The organism is Mycolicibacterium sp. lyk4-40-TYG-92, assembly GCF_030209435.1.
Classification (GTDB): Bacteria; Actinomycetota; Actinomycetes; order Mycobacteriales; family Mycobacteriaceae; genus Mycobacterium.
Genome location: NZ_JARVRX010000001.1, coordinates 100853 through 117725, shown reverse-complemented (window position 1 = coordinate 117725; position 16873 = coordinate 100853). Strand labels below are relative to the sequence as shown.

Sequence of the window (16873 nt, the reverse complement as noted above, 5' to 3'; positions counted from 1 at the left end):
TGTCGCCTTTCTGTGTCGGTACGCCTCGAACTGTAGTGCGCGGCAACCGCAATCGTCAGACGGCGGCTGTCACGTCCTGCGCCGGAACGGGCTTCCTGGCGCCACCGAGGTAGCGGTCGACGAGCCCGCCGAACACCAGCCCGATGACGGCCCAGATCAGCGCCTGGTCGATCAGCGAGTACCACCGGAACTTCCACAGCAGGTCGGCGTCGAAGCCCGGGTAGATCAGCTGCCCGGGGGCGTAGACCTTGCCGTCGACGGTCACCGGCGCCGGGAACGTGTTGGTGATCGGCTGCGGCGTCTCGGTCGCGGCGCGCGCGAAACCGAACTCACCGGAGTGCTCGACGTTGGCGGCCAGATCGCCCAGCGACGGCAGGGCCGCCAAGAGGCCGCCGTACAACACGAAGAACCCGAGCACCGCGATGCCGACCGCACGCGCCCAGCCGACCTTCCCGGACAGCTTGCGCGCCGCGAACACCGCGAGGCCCAGCAGCGTCAGCGACCCCCACACCATTCCCAGGTACAGGAAGCCGCGGGCTTCCATGGTGAATTCATGGCCGATGGCGGGTGGGTTCGACGGGTACTTCACGAACGGCAGCAGGTAGACGCCCAGGAAGCCGAAACCGGCCACGGTCCAGCCGAGCACCTTGGGCCGGACCCCGAACCGGCCGTGCAGCACCAGGTATGCGACGGCCACCAGCGCACCCATCGCCACAGAGAACGCGATGATGCCGGTGGCGGCACCGACACCCGACTGGATGGATCGACTGAACAGCTCCGGCCCGTCCGGCTCGACCGGATGACCCATGGCCGTGTGGACGGTCGAGAGCACGTTCATGCGGCCGGACTCGTAGTCGATGGCCTTGTCGATGGTGGGTTCAGCAAAAATCCAGGCAAACAGGAACCCCAGCATGCCGGCGATCAGGCCGGCGAGGGCTCCGCGCCCGATGACGCGGATTTCCACGAAAGTCCCCTGGGGTCAGTGGCAGGGGAAGCCGAGGAAGTGCCGCGAGTCGTGCACCCACTCGTGGACCACGACGGTTTTGCCGAACATCGACATCATGCCCTCGTCGATGCCGACGAGGTAGTAGGCCAGCATCGCCAGGAAGATCGTCACCCCGAGCAGCACTGCCACCCGCGTCGCCGATAGCGCCTTGGTCGATACACCCGGCTTCGAAACCGCGATACTCGTCATGGTCAAACCTCCTACGGGGTCACGCGCCCCTACATTGTTCGGTTCTGCACGACGGCGAAAGATCTGACTCGCCGCGAGGGCTCACAGTGGCGCAACCGCGCCGGATTTTCACCGGCTTCCATACACCGTCGTACGGGATGAAGATACACGCCCAACGAAAAATACCCTCCCCCGATGTCCGGGAGAGGGTATTTTCCGCGATCCGTTACTCCGAGACAGTCGCCGCGGCCTCGGCCAGATCGGCCGATTCCTTGCGACGGCCGGCGAAGGTGAACACCGCATCCTCGGTGTTGTTGCTCTCGCCGTCCCAGTTGTCGACGTCCACGGTGACCAGCTGACCGGGGCCGACCTCCTCGAAGAGAATCTTCTCGGAGAGCTGGTCCTCGATCTCGCGCTGAATGGTCCGGCGCAGCGGGCGGGCGCCCAGGACGGGATCGAAGCCGCGCTTGGCCAGCAGTGCCTTGGCCTTGTCGGTCAGCTCCATCTCCATGTCCTTGGCCTTGAGCTGCTTGCCGACCCGGCCGATCATCAGGTCGACCATCTGGATGATCTCTTCCTGCGTCAGCTGGTGGAACACGATGATGTCGTCGATTCGGTTCAGGAACTCCGGGCGGAAGTGCTTCTTCAGCTCGTCGTGCACCTTGAGCTTCATGCGCTCGTAGTTGTTCTCGCCGCCACCCTGCGTGAAGCCGAGGCCGACCGCCTTGCTGATGTCGCTCGTACCGAGGTTCGAGGTGAAGATCAGCACGGTGTTCTTGAAGTCGACGGTACGGCCCTGACCATCGGTCAGGCGGCCGTCTTCGAGGACCTGCAGGAGGCTGTTGTAGATCTCCTGGTGGGCCTTCTCGATCTCGTCGAACAGCACGACGCTGAACGGCTTGCGGCGCACCTTCTCGGTGAGCTGGCCGCCTTCTTCGTAGCCGACGTAGCCCGGAGGGGCACCGAACAGCCGCGACGCGGTGAAGCGGTCGTGGAACTCGCCCATGTCGATCTGGATGAGCGCGTCGTCGTCACCGAACAGGAACTCGGCCAGCGCCTTCGACAGCTCGGTCTTACCGACACCGGACGGGCCGGCGAAGATGAACGAGCCCGACGGACGCTTCGGGTCCTTCAGGCCGGCGCGGGTACGCCGGATGGCCTTCGAGACCGCCTTGACGGCGTCGACCTGGCCGATGATCCGCTTGTGCAGCTCATCTTCCATGCGCAGCAGACGCGTGGTCTCGGCCTCGGTCAGCTTGAAGACCGGGATACCGGTCCAGTTGCCCAGGACCTCGGCGATCTGCTCGTCGTCGACCTCGGCGACCACGTCGAGGTCACCCGAACGCCACTGCTTCTCGCGCTCGGCGCGCTGGGCGACCAGCGTCTTCTCCGAGTCGCGCAGCCGGGCTGCCTTCTCGAAGTCCTGCGCGTCGATGGCCGATTCCTTCTCCCGGCGGGCATCGGCGATCTTCTCGTCGAACTCGCGCAGGTCTGGCGGAGCGGTCATCCGGCGGATGCGCATGCGGGCACCGGCCTCGTCGATCAGGTCGATGGCCTTGTCCGGCAGGAACCGGTCGTTGATGTAGCGGTCGGCCAGCGTCGCGGCCGCGACCAGCGCACCGTCGGTGATGGAGACGCGGTGGTGCGCCTCGTAGCGGTCGCGCAGACCCTTGAGGATCTCGATGGTGTGCTCGACGGTCGGCTCGCCCACCTGCACCGGCTGGAACCGGCGCTCGAGGGCGGCGTCCTTCTCGATGTACTTGCGGTACTCGTCGAGGGTGGTCGCACCGATGGTCTGCAGCTCGCCACGGGCCAGCTTCGGCTTCAGGATGCTGGCGGCGTCGATGGCGCCCTCGGCGGCACCCGCCCCGACGAGCGTGTGCAGCTCGTCGATGAACAGGATGATGTCGCCGCGGGTGTTGATCTCCTTGAGCACCTTCTTCAGGCGCTCTTCGAAGTCACCGCGGTAGCGGCTGCCGGCGACCAGCGAGCCCAGGTCCAGCGTGTAGAGCTGTTTGTCCTTGAGGGTCTCGGGGACCTCGCCGTGCACGATGGCCTGCGCCAGGCCCTCGACGACGGCGGTCTTACCGACACCGGGCTCACCGATCAGCACCGGGTTGTTCTTGGTGCGGCGGCTCAGCACCTGCATGACCCGCTCGATTTCCTTCTCGCGGCCGATGACCGGATCGAGCTTGCCCTCGGCGGCGGCGGCCGTCAGGTTGCGGCCGAACTGGTCGAGCACGAGCGACGTCGACGGGTTGCCCGTCTCGCCACCGCGCCCACCGGTGCCGGCTTCGGCGGTCTCCTTGCCCTGGTAGCCCGACAGCAGCTGGATGACCTGCTGACGCACCCGCGTCAGCTCGGCGCCCAGCTTGACGAGCACCTGCGCGGCGACGCCCTCGCCCTCACGGATCAGGCCGAGCAGGATGTGCTCGGTGCCGATGTAGTTGTGGCCGAGCTGCAGCGCCTCGCGCAGCGACAGCTCCAGCACCTTCTTGGCGCGCGGCGTGAACGGGATATGGCCGGACGGCGCCTGCTGGCCCTGGCCGATGATCTCTTCGACCTGGCTGCGCACGCCCTCCAGCGAGATGCCCAGCGATTCCAGCGACTTGGCAGCTACGCCCTCGCCCTCATGAATGAGGCCAAGCAGGATGTGCTCGGTGCCGATGTAGTTGTGGTTGAGCATCCTGGCTTCTTCTTGAGCCAGGACGACGACCCGACGGGCCCGGTCGGTGAATCTCTCAAACATCGGTGGTTACCTGCTCTCCCTCGTAGCCGCAGCTCCTGCCGCGTCACTTCGCGTGTCGCGACGCTGTGCGCCTACCGTCCACTCTAATGGGCGGCGACCATGCGTGCCCTGCGGTATCCCCTAGCTCGCAAGGCCACTCAGCGCTGCGAAAAGGCCAACGCCCTGCGGCTATGAATCGTTTCCCGGATCAGCCCGACCGGGCTACGCCCAAAGCGAACAGAGAAACTGCGGGCAACCCTGAATTCTGTTGCCCGCCGGCTCAGGTGGCGGCGTGGAACGCGTCGATGATCTCCGCCGGGATACGGCCCCGGCTGGAGACATTGTGACCGTTGCGGCGCGCCCAATCCCGGATGGCGGCGCTCTGCTCACGATCGATGGACGCGCGACCCCGCCCCGTCGAGCCGGTGCTGGCGCGTCCGCGGCGGCGACCACCGACACGACGGCCGGCCTCGACCCATTTCTTCAAATCATTCCGAAGCTTGGTTGCGTTCTTGGTGGTGAGGTCGATCTCGTAGTTCACCCCGTCGAGAGCAAATTCGACCGTCTCATCCGCCGCACCTTCACCGTCGAAATCGTCGACGAGCGTGACAGTCACTTTCTTTGCCATCGGCCCACACTAACCCTTCTGCCTCGGAAAAATGCAGAATCGACTCTGCCATAACAATGCTGGCATAGGACTCGAATTCCTTCAACAAGTCTCAGGGTCAGCTCAGTTTTCAGTCGCCCTGACGGCGAACAATCGGGAACAAAACCGTGTCCCTAATCGTCAACCCCGTCAACGCCATCAGCAAGCGGTCGAGCCCCATTCCCGTTCCGGTCGTCGGCGGCATCGCATACTCCAATGCGATAAGGAAATCCTCATCAAGTCGCATTGCCTCGTCGTCACCGGCAGCGGCGGCACGCGCCTGTGCCTCGAAACGTTCGCGTTGAATGACCGGATCGATCAACTCCGAATATCCGGTGGCGAGCTCGAACTTCCGGACATACAGATCCCATTTTTCCGTAACGCCCGGAATAGAGCGGTGGGCGCGCGTGAGCGGCGTGGTCTCCACCGGGAAATCCCGTACGAAGGTCGGCGCCCAAAGGTGATCACCGACGGTGTGCTCCCACAGTTCCTCGATCAATTTCCCGTGGCCGTACCCCCGGTCCCGGGGAATCTCGGCGCCGAGCCGTTCGGCCACCTTCCACAGGTACTCGACGGAAGTCTCCGGAGTGATCTCCTCGCCCAGCGCTTCCGACAACGACGGATACATTTCGACGGTCGCCCATTCACCGTCGAGGTCGTAGGTGGAACCGTCCGGCAGTGGGACCATTCGAGTCCCAATGGCCTCGTCGGCAACCTCCTGAATAAGCTCACGCGTCACAATCGCGGAATCGTCATATGTGCCGTAGGCCTGATATGTCTCCAACATCGCAAATTCCGGTGAATGCGTGGAATCCGCGCCCTCGTTACGAAAGTTCCGATTAAGCTCAAAAACCTTCTCGAAGCCACCGACCAGGCAGCGCTTCAGGAACAACTCGGGCGCGATACGCAGGTACAGATCCGCATCGAGCGCGTTGGAGTGCGTGATGAATGGGCGCGCCGCGGCACCACCGGGCAGCGTCTGCAGCATCGGGGTCTCGACTTCGAGAAAACCGCGACGCTCCAATGCCGACCGCAATGCCCGCACCACGGCAATGCGCTGGCGGGCGACATTGCGGGCCTCGGGCCGCACGATCAGGTCGACGTACCGCTGCCGGACCCGGGTCTCTTCATTCAATTCCTTGTGCGCGACGGGAAGCGGTCGCAGGGCCTTCGAGACAATTTGCCAGTTCTGGGCAAGCACAGATAATTCACCGCGCCGGGAACTGATGACCTCGCCCTCGATGAACACGATGTCACCCAGGTCGACGTCCGACTTCCACGAATCGAGCGACTCCTGGCCCACCTTGTCCAGGCTCAGCATGGCCTGCAGTTGGGTGCCGTCGCCCTCCTGCAGCGTCGCGAAGCACAGCTTTCCCGAGTTCCGGGCGAACACGACGCGCCCCGCCACGCCGACGATGTCGCCGGTCGCGGTGTCCGCGGCGAGCTCCGGATACGCCGCCCGCAGCTCGGCCAGGGTGTGGGTGCGCGGCACCTCGACCGGATACGGGTCACGCCCCTCGGCCAGCAGCCGCTCACGCTTGGCCTGGCGGATGCGGAACTGCTCGGGAATGTCGGGGCTGTCGGCTTCGCTCACGAAATGCCAGCTTAAATGAAGCCCATGGCCACCAGTTTGGAGCAGTCCGCCGTAGACGCGCTGGACCACGAGCCGATCGACTGGAGATTCAAGGGTCTGCCGGCCTCGTGGTGGGGCCAGACCCCTGCTCAGGTGTGCCGCCGGCGCCCCAGTCTGTTCGACGACGGCGCGGTATCGCCGGTCGCCACGCTGCGTACCCAGCCGCTGGTGCACAACATGGTCACCATGGCGCGCTGGTGCCGCCGCCGGGGCGTAGAGCTCGCGCCGCACGGCAAGACCCACATGTCTCCGCAGCTCTTGGCCCGCCAGCTGGGCGCCGGGGCCGTCGCGGTCACGGCCGCCACCATCAGCCAGGTCCGGGTGTTCCGGGCCTTCGGCGTCCGGCGGATCATCCTGGCCAACGAACTGGTCGACGTCACCGGGCTGCGCTGGCTGGCCGCCGAACTGGACGCCAATCCCGACTTCGAGCTGACCTGCTGGGTGGACTCGGTGCGCGGAGTACAGCTCATGACGTCCGCACTGACCGGCAGGCGCCGCCAGGTCGACGTCTGCGTCGAGATCGGCGAGCCGGGCGGCCGCACCGGATGCCGCGGCGCCGAGACCGTCGACGCCGTGGCGCGCGCGGTGGTCGACTCGGACCGGCTGCGGCTGGTCGGCGTCGCCGGCTATGAGGCGGCGACCGGCCATGACGTCGGTGCTGCCGCGGTGGCTGCCGTCTCCCGGTACCTGCAGACGATGCGAGATGCCGCGATCCGGTTGCACCCGCTTTTCGAGACCGACGAGATCCTGGTGACGGCCGGCGGCAGCACATACTTCGACCTGGTCGCCGACGTCCTGACCGGCTGGCCGGCGGGCATGTCCGTGCGCACCGTCCTGCGCAGCGGCTGCTACCTGACGCACGACGACGGCCTGTACGCGCGGACCTCACCGCTGGGCCGGAGCGACGACGGCCACCTCGAACCCGCACTGAGCGTGTGGGCGCAGGTGCTCTCGCGGCCCGAGCCCGACCTCGCCATCGTGGGGATGGGCCGCCGGGACGTGTCGTTCGACCAGGACCTGCCCGTGCCGTACGGGCGGCCCGACAGCCGCGTCGAGAAACTCAACGACCAGCACGCCTATCTGCGGCTGGCACCGGGCGACCAGAGCGTCGAGGTCGGCGATTGGCTCGAGTTCGGCATCTCGCACCCATGCACCGTTTTCGACAAATGGCAGCTGATCCCGGTGCTCGACGCCGGCCACCGGGTGGTCGAGCTGGTGCGGACCTTCTTCTAGCCGCGGCGGGCGTTGCGCTGGTTGCGCTCGAAGACCAGCCGGAGGCCGTCGAGCGTGAGGTTCTTCTCGTAGTGCTGCACGGTGCGCAGATCCGGCAGCACCAGTTGCGCGGTGTGCCCGGTTGCCACGACGGTGACGTGATTTCCGTCGGAACCCCGCGCGTCCTCCAAGTCCTCGCGTACCCGGTTCACCAGACCGTCCACCAGGGCCGCAAAACCGAACACGGCACCGGCCTGCATGCACTCGACGGTGTTCTTGCCGATCACCGACCGCGGCCGGGTCAGCTCGACACGGCGCAGCGCCGCCGACCGGGCCGCCGCGGCGTCCGAGGACACCTGGACACCCGGCGCGATGGCACCGCCGAGGAACTCACCCTTGGCCGAGACGACGTCGACGCAGATCGACGACCCGAAGTCGACGACGATGGCCGCGGTGCCGTACTTGTGGTACGCCGCAAGGCAGTTGACGATCCGGTCGGCCCCGACCTCTTTCGGGTTGTCGACCAGCAGCGGGATGCCGGTGCGCACACCCGGCTCGATCAGCACATGCGGCACCTTCGGCCAGTACTGCTCCAGCATCACCCGGATTTCGTGCAGCACCGACGGCACCGTCGACAAACCCGTTGCGCCGAGCAGGTTTTCGGCGTCGTCACCGATCAGGCCGTCGATGGTCAGCGCGAGCTCGTCGGCCGTCACCTCCGACTCGGTACGAATCCGCCAGTTCTGCACCACTTTTGCGTGATCTCCAGAACCGGAGATCAACCCGACGATGGTGTGGGTGTTGCGGACATCGATTGCCAGCAGCACCGGCGTTACCGCGGTGACAGCAGGCCGTCGACGCCGTCCGGGACATGCGCGGCGTCGTGCGAGAAGTCGATCTGCCGGTTCTGCGCGTCGACGAAGATGACGTTCGGCTGGTACGTGCGGGCCTCGGCGTCGTCCATGGTGGCGTAGGCGATGAGGATCACCAGGTCACCGGGGTGGATGAGATGCGCTGCGGCACCGTTGATCCCGATGATGCCGGTACCGCGCTCGCCGGTGATGGCGTAGGTGACGAGCCGGTTGCCGTTGTCGATGTCGACGATGGTGACCTGCTCACCCTCGAGGATGTCGGCGGCATCCATCAGATCGGCGTCGATGGTCACCGAACCCACATAGTGCAGGTCCGCCTGCGTCACCGTGGCCCGGTGGATCTTGGACTTCAGCATGGTGCGAAACATCAATTCCTCCAAGGTAATTCGTGGTTGCCGCCGTCGGCTCCGTCATGGTCGATGGCGGACCCGACATTCGGGTGACCGTCGATCCCTGCGGATGCGCCGATGTCGATGGCGATGTTGTCCAACAATCTGGTCGTGCCGAGCCGGCCCACCACCAGCAGCCGGGCCGGGCCCGAAGCCGGTGCCGGACCCAACCAGGGGTCCCGGACTTCCAGATAGTCGACGTCGATGGCGGGGACCTCGTCGAGGACCGCCCGGGCCGCATCGAGTGCGGCGGCCGCGCCGTGCGACGCGGAGTACTTGCCGGCCAGCAGTGCCGCGGACAATGCCCCGGCCTGCTCGCGCTGTTCAGCATCGAGGTAGCGGTTGCGCGACGACATGGCCAGACCGTCGTTCTCGCGCACGATCGGCACCGCCTGGATGCGCACGTCGAGGTCGAGGTCTTCGACCATCTGGCGCACCAGAACCAGCTGCTGGTAATCCTTTTCGCCGAAGAACGCGCGATCGGGGCGCACGATGTTCAGCAGCTTGAGCACGACGGTCAGCATCCCGGCGAAGTGCGTCGGCCGGGACCCGCCCTCGAGTTCGGCGCCCAGCGGACCCGGCAGGACCGTGGTGCGCTGACCGTTGGGATACATGGCGGCGGCACTGGGCGCGAAGACGATGTCGACGTCCTCGCCGCGCAGCAGCTCGACGTCGGAATCCAGGGTGCGCGGGTAGGCGTCCAGGTCCTCCCCCGCGCCGAACTGCAAGGGATTGACGAAGATCGAGACCACGACGACGGCGCCGGGCACCTTCTTGGCGGAGCGCACCAGCTCCAGGTGCCCGTCGTGCAGCGCCCCCATGGTCGGCACGAGCATCACCCGGCGCCCGGTGGCGCGCAGCACCCGCGACACATCCGACACGTCGGTCGGATTGGTGTAGAGGTTCAGCTCGCCGGCGGTGAACTTCGGCGGCCTGCGATCGGTCACTGCGCTCTCCCTGAGTCGTTCAACACGGCGAAAACCTCGATGGGTGCGTGGGCACGTTGTGCGGTGCGCAGCGACATGGCCCGATATGCCTGCGCCACTTCGGGATTCAGTTCTTCCATCGCATTCAGGTGGGCCGCGACGGCAGCGCCGTCGCCGCGGGCCACCGGACCCGTCAGCGCGCTCTGCCCGCGCTGCAGCGCGTTCTCCAGGGAGGCCCGCGCCAGCGGCGCGAGGATGCGTTCGGCGATGCCGGCAGGGTCGCCCGTGACCAGTTCCTGGCCCAGCAGCTCCTGGCCGGCCAGCGCGCCGCGCAGGGCTTCGACGGCGTCGAGAACGACGGTGATGACGTGATTGCCGGCGTGCGCCAGGGCCGCGTGGTACAGCGTGCGGGCGTCTTCGCGAACCCGGAACGGTTCGCCGCCGATCTCGAGAACAAGGGACTGGGCGATGGCGTAGCCGATCTCGTCGGCCGCGGTGATACCGAAACAGGTCTCCGACAGCCGGGTGATGTCTTCGTCCGAGCCGGTGAACGTCATGGCCGGGTGGATGGCCAGCGGGATACAGCCCTGTTCCGTCAGCGGCGCCAGCACGGCGATGCCGTTGGCGCCCGAGGTATGCACGACGATGGTCCCGGGGCGGACCGATCCGGTGGCCGCCAGGCCCGCGACGACGGACGTCAGCTCCGCGTCCGGCACGGCCAGCAGCAGGAGTTCGGCCTTGGCGGCGACGTCGTGCGCGGGCAACACCTGGGTGTCGGGCAGCCGGCGCTCGGCACGGCCGCGCGACGCATGGGAGATCGCGCTACAGGCGACGACGACGTGGTCCGCACGCTCCAGCGCAACACCCAGCGCACTGCCGACCCGCCCTGCGGAAATGATTCCGACAGTGAGCCGGGCCGGACGCAGTCCGTCGAGCTGCTTCATTGCAGCGACCTCACATTTGGTGGTTTCTCAACGTTCCGGTCCTGCCTGCAGGTACCGGACGGTCACCGCAGAGCGTAGCTCAGTCCTCGCGGCGACGTCGACGGCCGCCGCCGCTGGTGTTGGCCTGCAGCCGCGCCAACAATTCTGCCGCGGGCTGCCCGCCAACGTGCTGACCTGCGGGTTCGTCTTCGGGTTCGGCTCGGCGCCGGCGACCGGATGTGACAGGGGTCTCTGTCGCGGGCGGCTCGGTGGCCGGTTCCGCGGGGGCCCCGTGACGACCCCGGCGCGGCGGTTCGGAAGCCGGCTCGGGAGCGGGCGGGACGACCGGCAGCGTCATCGTCGGTTCGGGGCCACGGTCCGGTTGGGGCGGCACGGGAGCCCAGTTGCTGCCCGGCTGCCCGGCCGGGATCCACTGGCCTTCGGCCGGCGTCGGCTGCCAGTCGGACGGTCCCGGCTGCGGCGGACGACGGTGCGCGCCGCCGAACGGCGGCTGCGGCGGCGGGGGTGGCGGCGGTGGTGCCCACGGGTCCGGCGGCACATGCGGCTCGGCCGCCACGTCGATGATGGGGCTCTCTTCGGTGTTCGGCTCCGACATCAGGTCCGGCCGGTCCTCGGTGTCGATCCGGCTGGCGACGACGCGGCCGACCGGCGCGGACTGCCCGCTGCGGTCGGTCTCGAGCGCCGGGCGGTGTGCCAGATCGGTGTCGAAGTAGAACTCGAGGTTGGCGCGCAGCGCGGCAAGCTCCGCACGCAGCGCCGCGACCTCGTCGGCCGACTGGGCGCGCAATTCGGAGGCCAGCTCGCGGCGCAGATGCGATTCCAGCGACAGCTCGTACTCGCGGCGCGCCGCGATCTCGCGGTCCAGCTGCAGGTCGTAGACGAGCTTGAGGTCCCGGGCCCGGGCCTGGTCCAGATCAGCCTGGCGCCGGTAGATGAACGAGGCGAACGCCGCCGCCACCGCGGCCCACAGGGCGATCACCACAGCGAGCTTCAGCAACTCGACCTGATCGGTGAACACCAGCGCGGAGCTGGCGATGATCGCGAGCACCAGCAACGCCGTCAGCAGCAACCAACCCGGCCTGCGGTTCGCACGCCTGCCGCGCGCAGCCCGGGTCGGATCGATCATGGGCTGACTGTACCGTTTTGCCTTCCCCTCGCAGGTCGACCGACACCCCGTCCGGGCGGATCGTTACCTATTCGGTTGCGCCGTCGGACTTCTCCGGCGGGTCCAGCGGCGCGCGGCAGCAATGCTGCAACCACAAACCTGCCACCACCAGGGTCAGCGCACTCACCGCCGCGACCGTCGCACCCGGGAAATCGGCCGCGGCCACCCGCAGCACGCCGCGCCGCGGGAGCACGTAACCGAGCACGCCGAGCCACCAGCCGAGGGCCACCGCCCCGACCCAGGCCGACGCCTTGGCCACCACGACCGACCGCGCGACCGTCAGCGGATGGATGCGGCCGGCCCCCACGCCGATGGCGCCGGCGGAGATCTTGGCCCGCAGGAAGAACGCCCAGCCGGCCTCCACGGCGGCAAAGACCAACAGCGACAAGCCCGTCCACACCGTGATCGGCGGGAACCAGCGGTACACCAGGATCACCAGCAGGTAGGCGACGACCGTGGCGAGCACCGTGCCGATCGCCACGTCCCGCTTCCGGGTGGGTCCCATCAGGGCACCAGCGCCAGGTCGGTACGGCGCACCCCGTCGCGTTCGCCGGCGTCCAGCGCGGCCAGCAGCTCGGCGACGGGGACGCCCCCGAGTGTCGCCGCCGGGTCGGCGGCCAGCCACGGCACCAGCACGAAGGCGCGGTGCTGCGCCAGCGGGTGCGGCAAGGTGAGGACCGGATCATCGGAGCGCACTTCGACGTCGCCGTCGTGGCAGCTGACGATGTCGACATCGAGAGTTCTTGGACCCCAACGCTGTTCGCGCACCCGCTCCGCCGCGTGCTCGAACTCGTGGGCCCGGCGCAGCCAGCTCGGGCCGTCGAGGCCGGGATCGTCGGCCAGCAGCACGGCATTCAGGAACGGACCCTGGTCGACCCCGCCCCAGGCGTCCGTCTCGTAGACCGGGGAGACAGCCCGGACCGCTCCACGCAACCCCGAGACCACCGACTGCAGGTGGGCGAGCCGGTCGCCCAGGTTGGAGCCGATGGACAGGACCACGCTAGCCACGGCCACCCCGTCTCGACCGCCGCGCCACGACGGCAACATCGTTGAACGTCAACGGGATCGGCGCGCTGGGCTTGTGCAGCACCACCTCGACGGCGTGGACGCGCTGGTCGGTCATCACCGAATCGGCGATCTCGGCCGACACCGTCTCGATCAGATTCCGCGGCGGCCCGGCGATGATGTCCGCGGCCTGCTGCGCCAGCGCGCCGTAGTCCAGGGTGTCCGACAACTCGTCGCTCATTGCGGCGGCAGCCAGGTCGATCCACACCGTGATGTCGACGACGAACTCCTGGCCGTCCTCGCGCTCGTGGTCGAAAACCCCGTGATTGCCACGAACAGTCAAGCCGCGCAACTCGATTCGATCAGCCATGCCAGCTACTCACCACTTTCACCGCATCCACCGAAGCCCGCACATCATGCACCCGCACTCCCCACGCGCCCTGCTGCGCCGCCAGCGCCGAGATCACCGCGGTGGCCGTCTCGCGGCCGTCGGGCTCGCGCGGCGTGCCGTCGGCGTCCGCCAGCAGGGTGCCGAGGAACCGCTTGCGCGACGCCCCCACCAGCACCGGGATGCCGGTGGCCACCAGTTCGGGCAATGCCCGCAGCAGGGCCCAATTGTGCTGCGCCGACTTGGCGAAACCCAGACCCGGATCGATGATCAGCTTGTCCGGCTCCACCCCGGCGGCGACCGCGTCGTCGACCGCGGCGAGTAGTTCTGCCCGCACATCGGCCACCACGTCGGAGTACTCCGGAATCCGGTGCGGCTGCTCGGCGTCGACCTCACGCCAGTGCATCAGCACCCACGGCACCCGGGCGCCCGCCAGCAGCGGGGCCATGTTCGGATCGGCCCGGCCACCCGACACGTCATTGACGATGTGCACGCCGCAGTCCAGGGCGGCCTCGGCCACGTCGGCGTGCATGGTATCGACGCTGACGGTGATGCCTTGTGCGACAAGCTCTCTGATCACCGGCAGGACGCGGCCGCGTTCAACGTCGGGATCCAGCCGGGCGGCGCCGGGCCGGGTGGATTCCCCGCCGACATCGATGATCTGCGCGCCCTGAGCTGCCAAAGCCAGACCATGCTCGATCGCGCGGTCGTGGTCGAGGAAGCGTCCGCCATCGGAGAACGAGTCGGCCGTGACGTTGACGACGCCCATGACCTGCGTAGGGAGTGTCACTTCCGCAGGATCAGATCCAGCGCCTCGGCTCGCGACGACGCGCAGGTCTTGAACTGGCCGCGCACCGCCGAGGTGGTGGTCACCGCGCCCGGCTTGCGCACCCCGCGCATCGCCATGCACAGGTGCTCGGCCTCCACCACCACGATGGCGCCCCGCGGGTTCAGCTTGCGCATCAGGGCGTCGGCGATCTGGCCCGTCAACCGCTCCTGCACCTGGGGCCGCTTGGCGTACAGGTCAACGAGGCGGGCGATCTTGGACAGCCCGGTGACCCGGCCGTCCTCACCGGGGATGTACCCGACATGCGCGACGCCGTGGAACGACACCAGGTGGTGCTCGCAGGTCGAGTACATCGGGATGTCCTTGACCAGCACCAGCTCGTCGTGGCCCTCGTCGAAGGTGGTGTCGAGTACCGCATCCGGGTCGGTGTACAGCCCGCCGAAGATCTCCTCGAAGGCGCGGGCAACGCGGCCGGGGGTGTCCCGCAACCCGTCGCGGTCCGGGTCCTCGCCCACCGCGAGCAGCAGCTCACGCACTGCGGCTTCGGCTCGATCGTGATCGAACTTCGGCGGGGTGAGCCTGGCCGAATGGATCTGCGACCGCGTCATCTATGCGCCTACTCGTCGTTGGGTTTGGCCGGCGGAGGTGCCGGCTGCTGCGGATACGGCTGGTAGCCCTGCGGCGGACCGGGCTGGCCCCAGCCCGGCTGCGGGTACCACTGGCCATGCTGGCCATGGCCATGGCCATGGCCATGCTGCGGCGGCCAGCCCGGGGCCTGCCAGCCCGCGGGTGCGCCGTAGTTCGGCTGGGTCTGGCCGTGCTGCGGCTGACCGTTGGGTGCGGCGTGTGCGCCGTTGGTGCCGTTCACTCCGGCCGCGGCCTGGCTCGCGGCGGCAATGGCCGCCTTGAACGCCGGCTCCTGGACCGGCGGCGGCCACGGCTCGCCGCGCTCGATGGCTAGCTCGCCCGGCGTCTTGATGGGCGGCTTCTCCGACGGAATCCGGCCACCGAAGTCGTCGAACATGGTCAGGCGGGGACGCTTCTCGACGTCGACCAGGATGCGCTCCAGGTCGGGGCGGTGCAGCGTCTCCTTCTCGAGCAGCTCGCCGGCCAGGGTGTCCAGCTGGTCGCGGTACTGGGTCAGCACGTCCCACGCCTCGGTGTGGGCGGCCTCGATGAGCTTGCGCACCTCGTCGTCGATGAGCTGCGCGACCTCATGGCTGTAGTCGGCCTGAGTGCCCATGGTGCGCCCCAGGAACGGATCACCGTGTTCGGTGCCGTACCGGACCGCACCCAGCCTGGCGCTCATGCCGAACTCGGTGACCATGGCACGGGCGATCTTGGTGGCGTTCTCGATGTCGGACACCGCGCCGGTGGTGGGCTCGCGGAAGATCAGCTCCTCGGCGGCGCGGCCGCCGATCGCCATGACCAGGCGCGCGATCAGCTCGGAACGGGTCTGCATGCCCTTGTCGTCCTCGGGGACGGCGACAGCGTGCCCACCGGTGCGGCCGCGGGCCAGGATCGTCACCTTGTACACGGGGTCCAGGTGCGGCATGGCCCAGCCGGCCAGCGTGTGCCCGGCCTCGTGGTACGCGGTGATCTTCTTTTCCAGCTCGCTGATGATGCGGCCCTTGCGGCGCGGACCACCGACGACGCGGTCGACGGCCTCTTCGAGCGCCGGTCCGGTGATCACCGTGGCGTTCTCGCGGGCGGTCAGCAGCGCGGCCTCGTTGATGACGTTGGCCAGGTCGGCGCCCGACATGCCGACGGTCCGCTTGGCCAGGCCGTCGAGGTCGGCGTCAGGCGCGATGGGCTTGCCGGCGGAGTGCACCCGCAGCACGGCCTTGCGGCCGGCCAGGTCGGGCGCCGACACCGGGATCTGCCGGTCGAAGCGGCCGGGACGCAGCAGCGCGGGGTCCAGGATGTCGGGCCGGTTGGTGGCGGCGATGAGGATGACGCCCTGGCGGTCGCCGAAGCCGTCCATCTCGACCAGCAGCTGGTTCAGCGTCTGCTCGCGTTCGTCGTGGCCGCCGCCCAGGCCGGCGCCACGCTGGCGGCCGACGGCGTCGATCTCGTCGACGAAGATGATGCACGGGCTGTTCTGCTTGGCCTGCTCGAACAGGTCGCGCACACGGGACGCACCGACACCGACGAACATCTCGACGAAGTCCGACCCGGAGATGGTGAAGAACGGCACCCCGGCCTCGCCGGCGACGGCGCGCGCCAGCAGCGTCTTACCGGTACCGGGCGGGCCGTAGAGCAGCACGCCCTTGGGGATCTTGGCGCCGAGGGCCTGGTAGCGGCTCGGGTTCTGCAGGAAGTCCTTGATCTCGTAGAGCTCTTCGACGGCCTCGTCGACACCGGCGACGTCGGCGAACGTCGTCTTCGGCATGTCCTTGCCGAGCATCTTGGCGCGCGACTTGCCGAAGCCGAAGCCCATCCGGCCGCCGCCCTGCATGCGGGAGAACATGAAGAACAGGCCGACGAGCAGCAACAGCGGCAGCAGGTAGATCAGCAGCGAGCTGAGGACGCTGCCCTGGTTGACGACGGTCTTGGTCTTGACGTTCTTGGCGTTGAGCGCGTCGAACAGCGGGACCGCATAACCCGTCGGGAACGACGTGATGATCTTGTTGCTGTTGTCGGTGTCCGGCGTGACGCTCTTCAGGTCCAGCCGGACCTGCTGTTCACGGTCGTCGATCTGGGCGCCGGTGACGTTCCCGGCGTTGATCTGGGCGACCGCCACAGACGTATCGACCTGGTGATAACCACGCGTGTCATCACTGAAATAGAAGAAAGACCAACCCAGCAGCAACACGACCGCGACGACGGTCAGGGTGCGGATGACGTTTTTTCGCTTCATCGACATATTTCGGCCGGCGATTACTCGTCGGCCAGGTCCTTCCGAGACACAGATGCGGGATAGTTCACAGGTTACCGCTATGCAAACGATCGGCAGTTCCCGGCAGCGGAACCTCTTCCCGGCCGGACCGCCGCTGTGCTTTGG

Annotated in this window: 17 protein-coding genes and 1 riboswitch; of the genes, 1 reads left to right on the top strand and 16 read right to left on the bottom strand. The window is 67.8% G+C overall.

Annotation, left to right across the window (positions count from 1 at the left end; genetic code table 11):
- Positions 1-55 precede the first annotated feature (55 nt).
- The 5 genes from QRN63_RS00580 to lysS form a co-directional block, all read right to left on the bottom strand.
- Entirely contained in the window at positions 56-964 is a 909-nt protein-coding gene (locus tag QRN63_RS00580) for a CbtA family protein (RefSeq protein WP_285028820.1), read from the bottom strand.
- Between the two features lie 15 nt (positions 965-979).
- Positions 980-1195, bottom strand: a complete 216-nt coding sequence (locus tag QRN63_RS00575) for a CbtB domain-containing protein (protein ID WP_020100912.1) — start codon at positions 1193-1195, stop codon at positions 980-982.
- A 1-nt stretch (position 1196) separates the two neighbouring features.
- Positions 1197-1342, bottom strand: a riboswitch (adenosylcobalamin (AdoCbl) riboswitch).
- A gap of 58 nt (positions 1343-1400) precedes the next feature.
- Complete coding sequence (gene clpC1, locus QRN63_RS00570) at positions 1401-3923, bottom strand: ATP-dependent protease ATP-binding subunit ClpC (RefSeq protein WP_267320292.1); 2523 nt, start codon at positions 3921-3923, stop codon at positions 1401-1403.
- A 259-nt stretch (positions 3924-4182) separates the two neighbouring features.
- Entirely contained in the window at positions 4183-4530 is a 348-nt protein-coding gene (gene lsr2, locus QRN63_RS00565; protein WP_267320293.1) for a histone-like nucleoid-structuring protein Lsr2, read from the bottom strand.
- Between the two features lie 109 nt (positions 4531-4639).
- A complete protein-coding gene (gene lysS / locus QRN63_RS00560; protein ID WP_285029657.1) occupies positions 4640-6142 on the bottom strand; it encodes a lysine--tRNA ligase in 1503 nt (500 codons plus the stop codon).
- Between the two features lie 24 nt (positions 6143-6166).
- Here lysS and QRN63_RS00555 point away from each other — a divergent pair, with 24 nt between their 5' ends.
- A complete protein-coding gene (locus QRN63_RS00555; protein ID WP_285028819.1) occupies positions 6167-7414 on the top strand; it encodes an alanine racemase in 1248 nt (415 codons plus the stop codon).
- Here the strand turns inward: QRN63_RS00555 and QRN63_RS00550 are convergent.
- The 11 genes from QRN63_RS00550 to ftsH all read right to left on the bottom strand — a co-directional run bounded on the left by QRN63_RS00550 (position 7411) and on the right by ftsH (position 16729).
- Complete coding sequence (locus QRN63_RS00550) at positions 7411-8220, bottom strand: type III pantothenate kinase (RefSeq protein WP_267320295.1); 810 nt, start codon at positions 8218-8220, stop codon at positions 7411-7413. The two genes, QRN63_RS00555 and QRN63_RS00550, sit on opposite strands and share 4 nt — an antisense overlap.
- Positions 8221-8225: 5 nt before the next feature.
- On the bottom strand, positions 8226-8633 hold the full coding sequence (gene panD, locus QRN63_RS00545) for an aspartate 1-decarboxylase (protein WP_020100918.1): 408 nt from the start codon (positions 8631-8633) through the stop codon (positions 8226-8228).
- Positions 8633-9601 (bottom strand): pantoate--beta-alanine ligase, encoded by a 969-nt coding sequence (gene panC, locus QRN63_RS00540; protein WP_267320296.1) that lies wholly within the window; start codon positions 9599-9601, stop codon positions 8633-8635. Before panC ends, panD begins: the two co-directional genes overlap by 1 nt.
- Entirely contained in the window at positions 9598-10524 is a 927-nt protein-coding gene (locus QRN63_RS00535; protein ID WP_285028818.1) for a Rossmann-like and DUF2520 domain-containing protein, read from the bottom strand. The genes panC and QRN63_RS00535 overlap by 4 nt, the downstream gene beginning before the upstream one ends.
- Before the next feature lie 79 nt (positions 10525-10603).
- Complete coding sequence (locus QRN63_RS00530) at positions 10604-11650, bottom strand: DUF6779 domain-containing protein (protein ID WP_285028817.1); 1047 nt, start codon at positions 11648-11650, stop codon at positions 10604-10606.
- A gap of 67 nt (positions 11651-11717) precedes the next feature.
- On the bottom strand, positions 11718-12194 hold the full coding sequence (locus tag QRN63_RS00525; RefSeq protein WP_285028816.1) for a DUF3180 domain-containing protein: 477 nt from the start codon (positions 12192-12194) through the stop codon (positions 11718-11720).
- The gene (gene folK, locus QRN63_RS00520; RefSeq protein ID WP_285028815.1) at positions 12194-12697 is read right to left on the bottom strand and encodes a 2-amino-4-hydroxy-6-hydroxymethyldihydropteridine diphosphokinase; all 504 of its coding nucleotides are present in this window, start codon (positions 12695-12697) and stop codon (positions 12194-12196) included. Before folK ends, QRN63_RS00525 begins: the two co-directional genes overlap by 1 nt.
- Positions 12690-13064: a dihydroneopterin aldolase gene (gene folB / locus QRN63_RS00515; RefSeq protein WP_267320301.1), complete on the bottom strand. Its 375-nt coding sequence runs from the start codon at positions 13062-13064 to the stop codon at positions 12690-12692. Before folB ends, folK begins: the two co-directional genes overlap by 8 nt.
- Positions 13057-13851, bottom strand: coding sequence for a dihydropteroate synthase (gene folP, locus QRN63_RS00510; RefSeq protein WP_267320350.1), 795 nt, complete (start codon positions 13849-13851; stop codon positions 13057-13059). The genes folB and folP overlap by 8 nt, the downstream gene beginning before the upstream one ends.
- A gap of 17 nt (positions 13852-13868) precedes the next feature.
- Positions 13869-14477: a GTP cyclohydrolase I FolE gene (gene folE / locus QRN63_RS00505; RefSeq protein WP_267320302.1), complete on the bottom strand. Its 609-nt coding sequence runs from the start codon at positions 14475-14477 to the stop codon at positions 13869-13871.
- 8 nt (positions 14478-14485) lie between these two features.
- Positions 14486-16729 (bottom strand): ATP-dependent zinc metalloprotease FtsH, encoded by a 2244-nt coding sequence (gene ftsH / locus QRN63_RS00500; RefSeq protein WP_267320303.1) that lies wholly within the window; start codon positions 16727-16729, stop codon positions 14486-14488.
- Positions 16730-16873: the final 144 nt, after the last annotated feature.

What these genes read in the sequence shown, in the direction of transcription:
- QRN63_RS00575 (WP_020100912.1), bottom strand. Translation starts at nt 1,195, where the DNA reads ATGACGAGTATCGCGGTTTCGAAGCCGGGTGTATCGACCAAGGCGCTA.
- clpC1 (WP_267320292.1), bottom strand. Translation starts at nt 3,923, where the DNA reads ATGTTTGAGAGATTCACCGACCGGGCCCGTCGGGTCGTCGTCCTGGCT.
- lsr2 (WP_267320293.1), bottom strand. Translation starts at nt 4,530, where the DNA reads ATGGCAAAGAAAGTGACTGTCACGCTCGTCGACGATTTCGACGGTGAA.
- QRN63_RS00555 (WP_285028819.1), top strand. Translation starts at nt 6,167, where the DNA reads ATGGCCACCAGTTTGGAGCAGTCCGCCGTAGACGCGCTGGACCACGAG.
- panD (WP_020100918.1), bottom strand. Translation starts at nt 8,633, where the DNA reads ATGTTTCGCACCATGCTGAAGTCCAAGATCCACCGGGCCACGGTGACG.
- QRN63_RS00535 (WP_285028818.1), bottom strand. Translation starts at nt 10,524, where the DNA reads ATGAAGCAGCTCGACGGACTGCGTCCGGCCCGGCTCACTGTCGGAATC.
- QRN63_RS00530 (WP_285028817.1), bottom strand. Translation starts at nt 11,650, where the DNA reads ATGATCGATCCGACCCGGGCTGCGCGCGGCAGGCGTGCGAACCGCAGG.
- QRN63_RS00525 (WP_285028816.1), bottom strand. Translation starts at nt 12,194, where the DNA reads ATGGGACCCACCCGGAAGCGGGACGTGGCGATCGGCACGGTGCTCGCC.
- folB (WP_267320301.1), bottom strand. Translation starts at nt 13,064, where the DNA reads ATGGCTGATCGAATCGAGTTGCGCGGCTTGACTGTTCGTGGCAATCAC.
- folP (WP_267320350.1), bottom strand. Translation starts at nt 13,851, where the DNA reads ATGGGCGTCGTCAACGTCACGGCCGACTCGTTCTCCGATGGCGGACGC.
- folE (WP_267320302.1), bottom strand. Translation starts at nt 14,477, where the DNA reads ATGACGCGGTCGCAGATCCATTCGGCCAGGCTCACCCCGCCGAAGTTC.
- ftsH (WP_267320303.1), bottom strand. Translation starts at nt 16,729, where the DNA reads ATGAAGCGAAAAAACGTCATCCGCACCCTGACCGTCGTCGCGGTCGTG.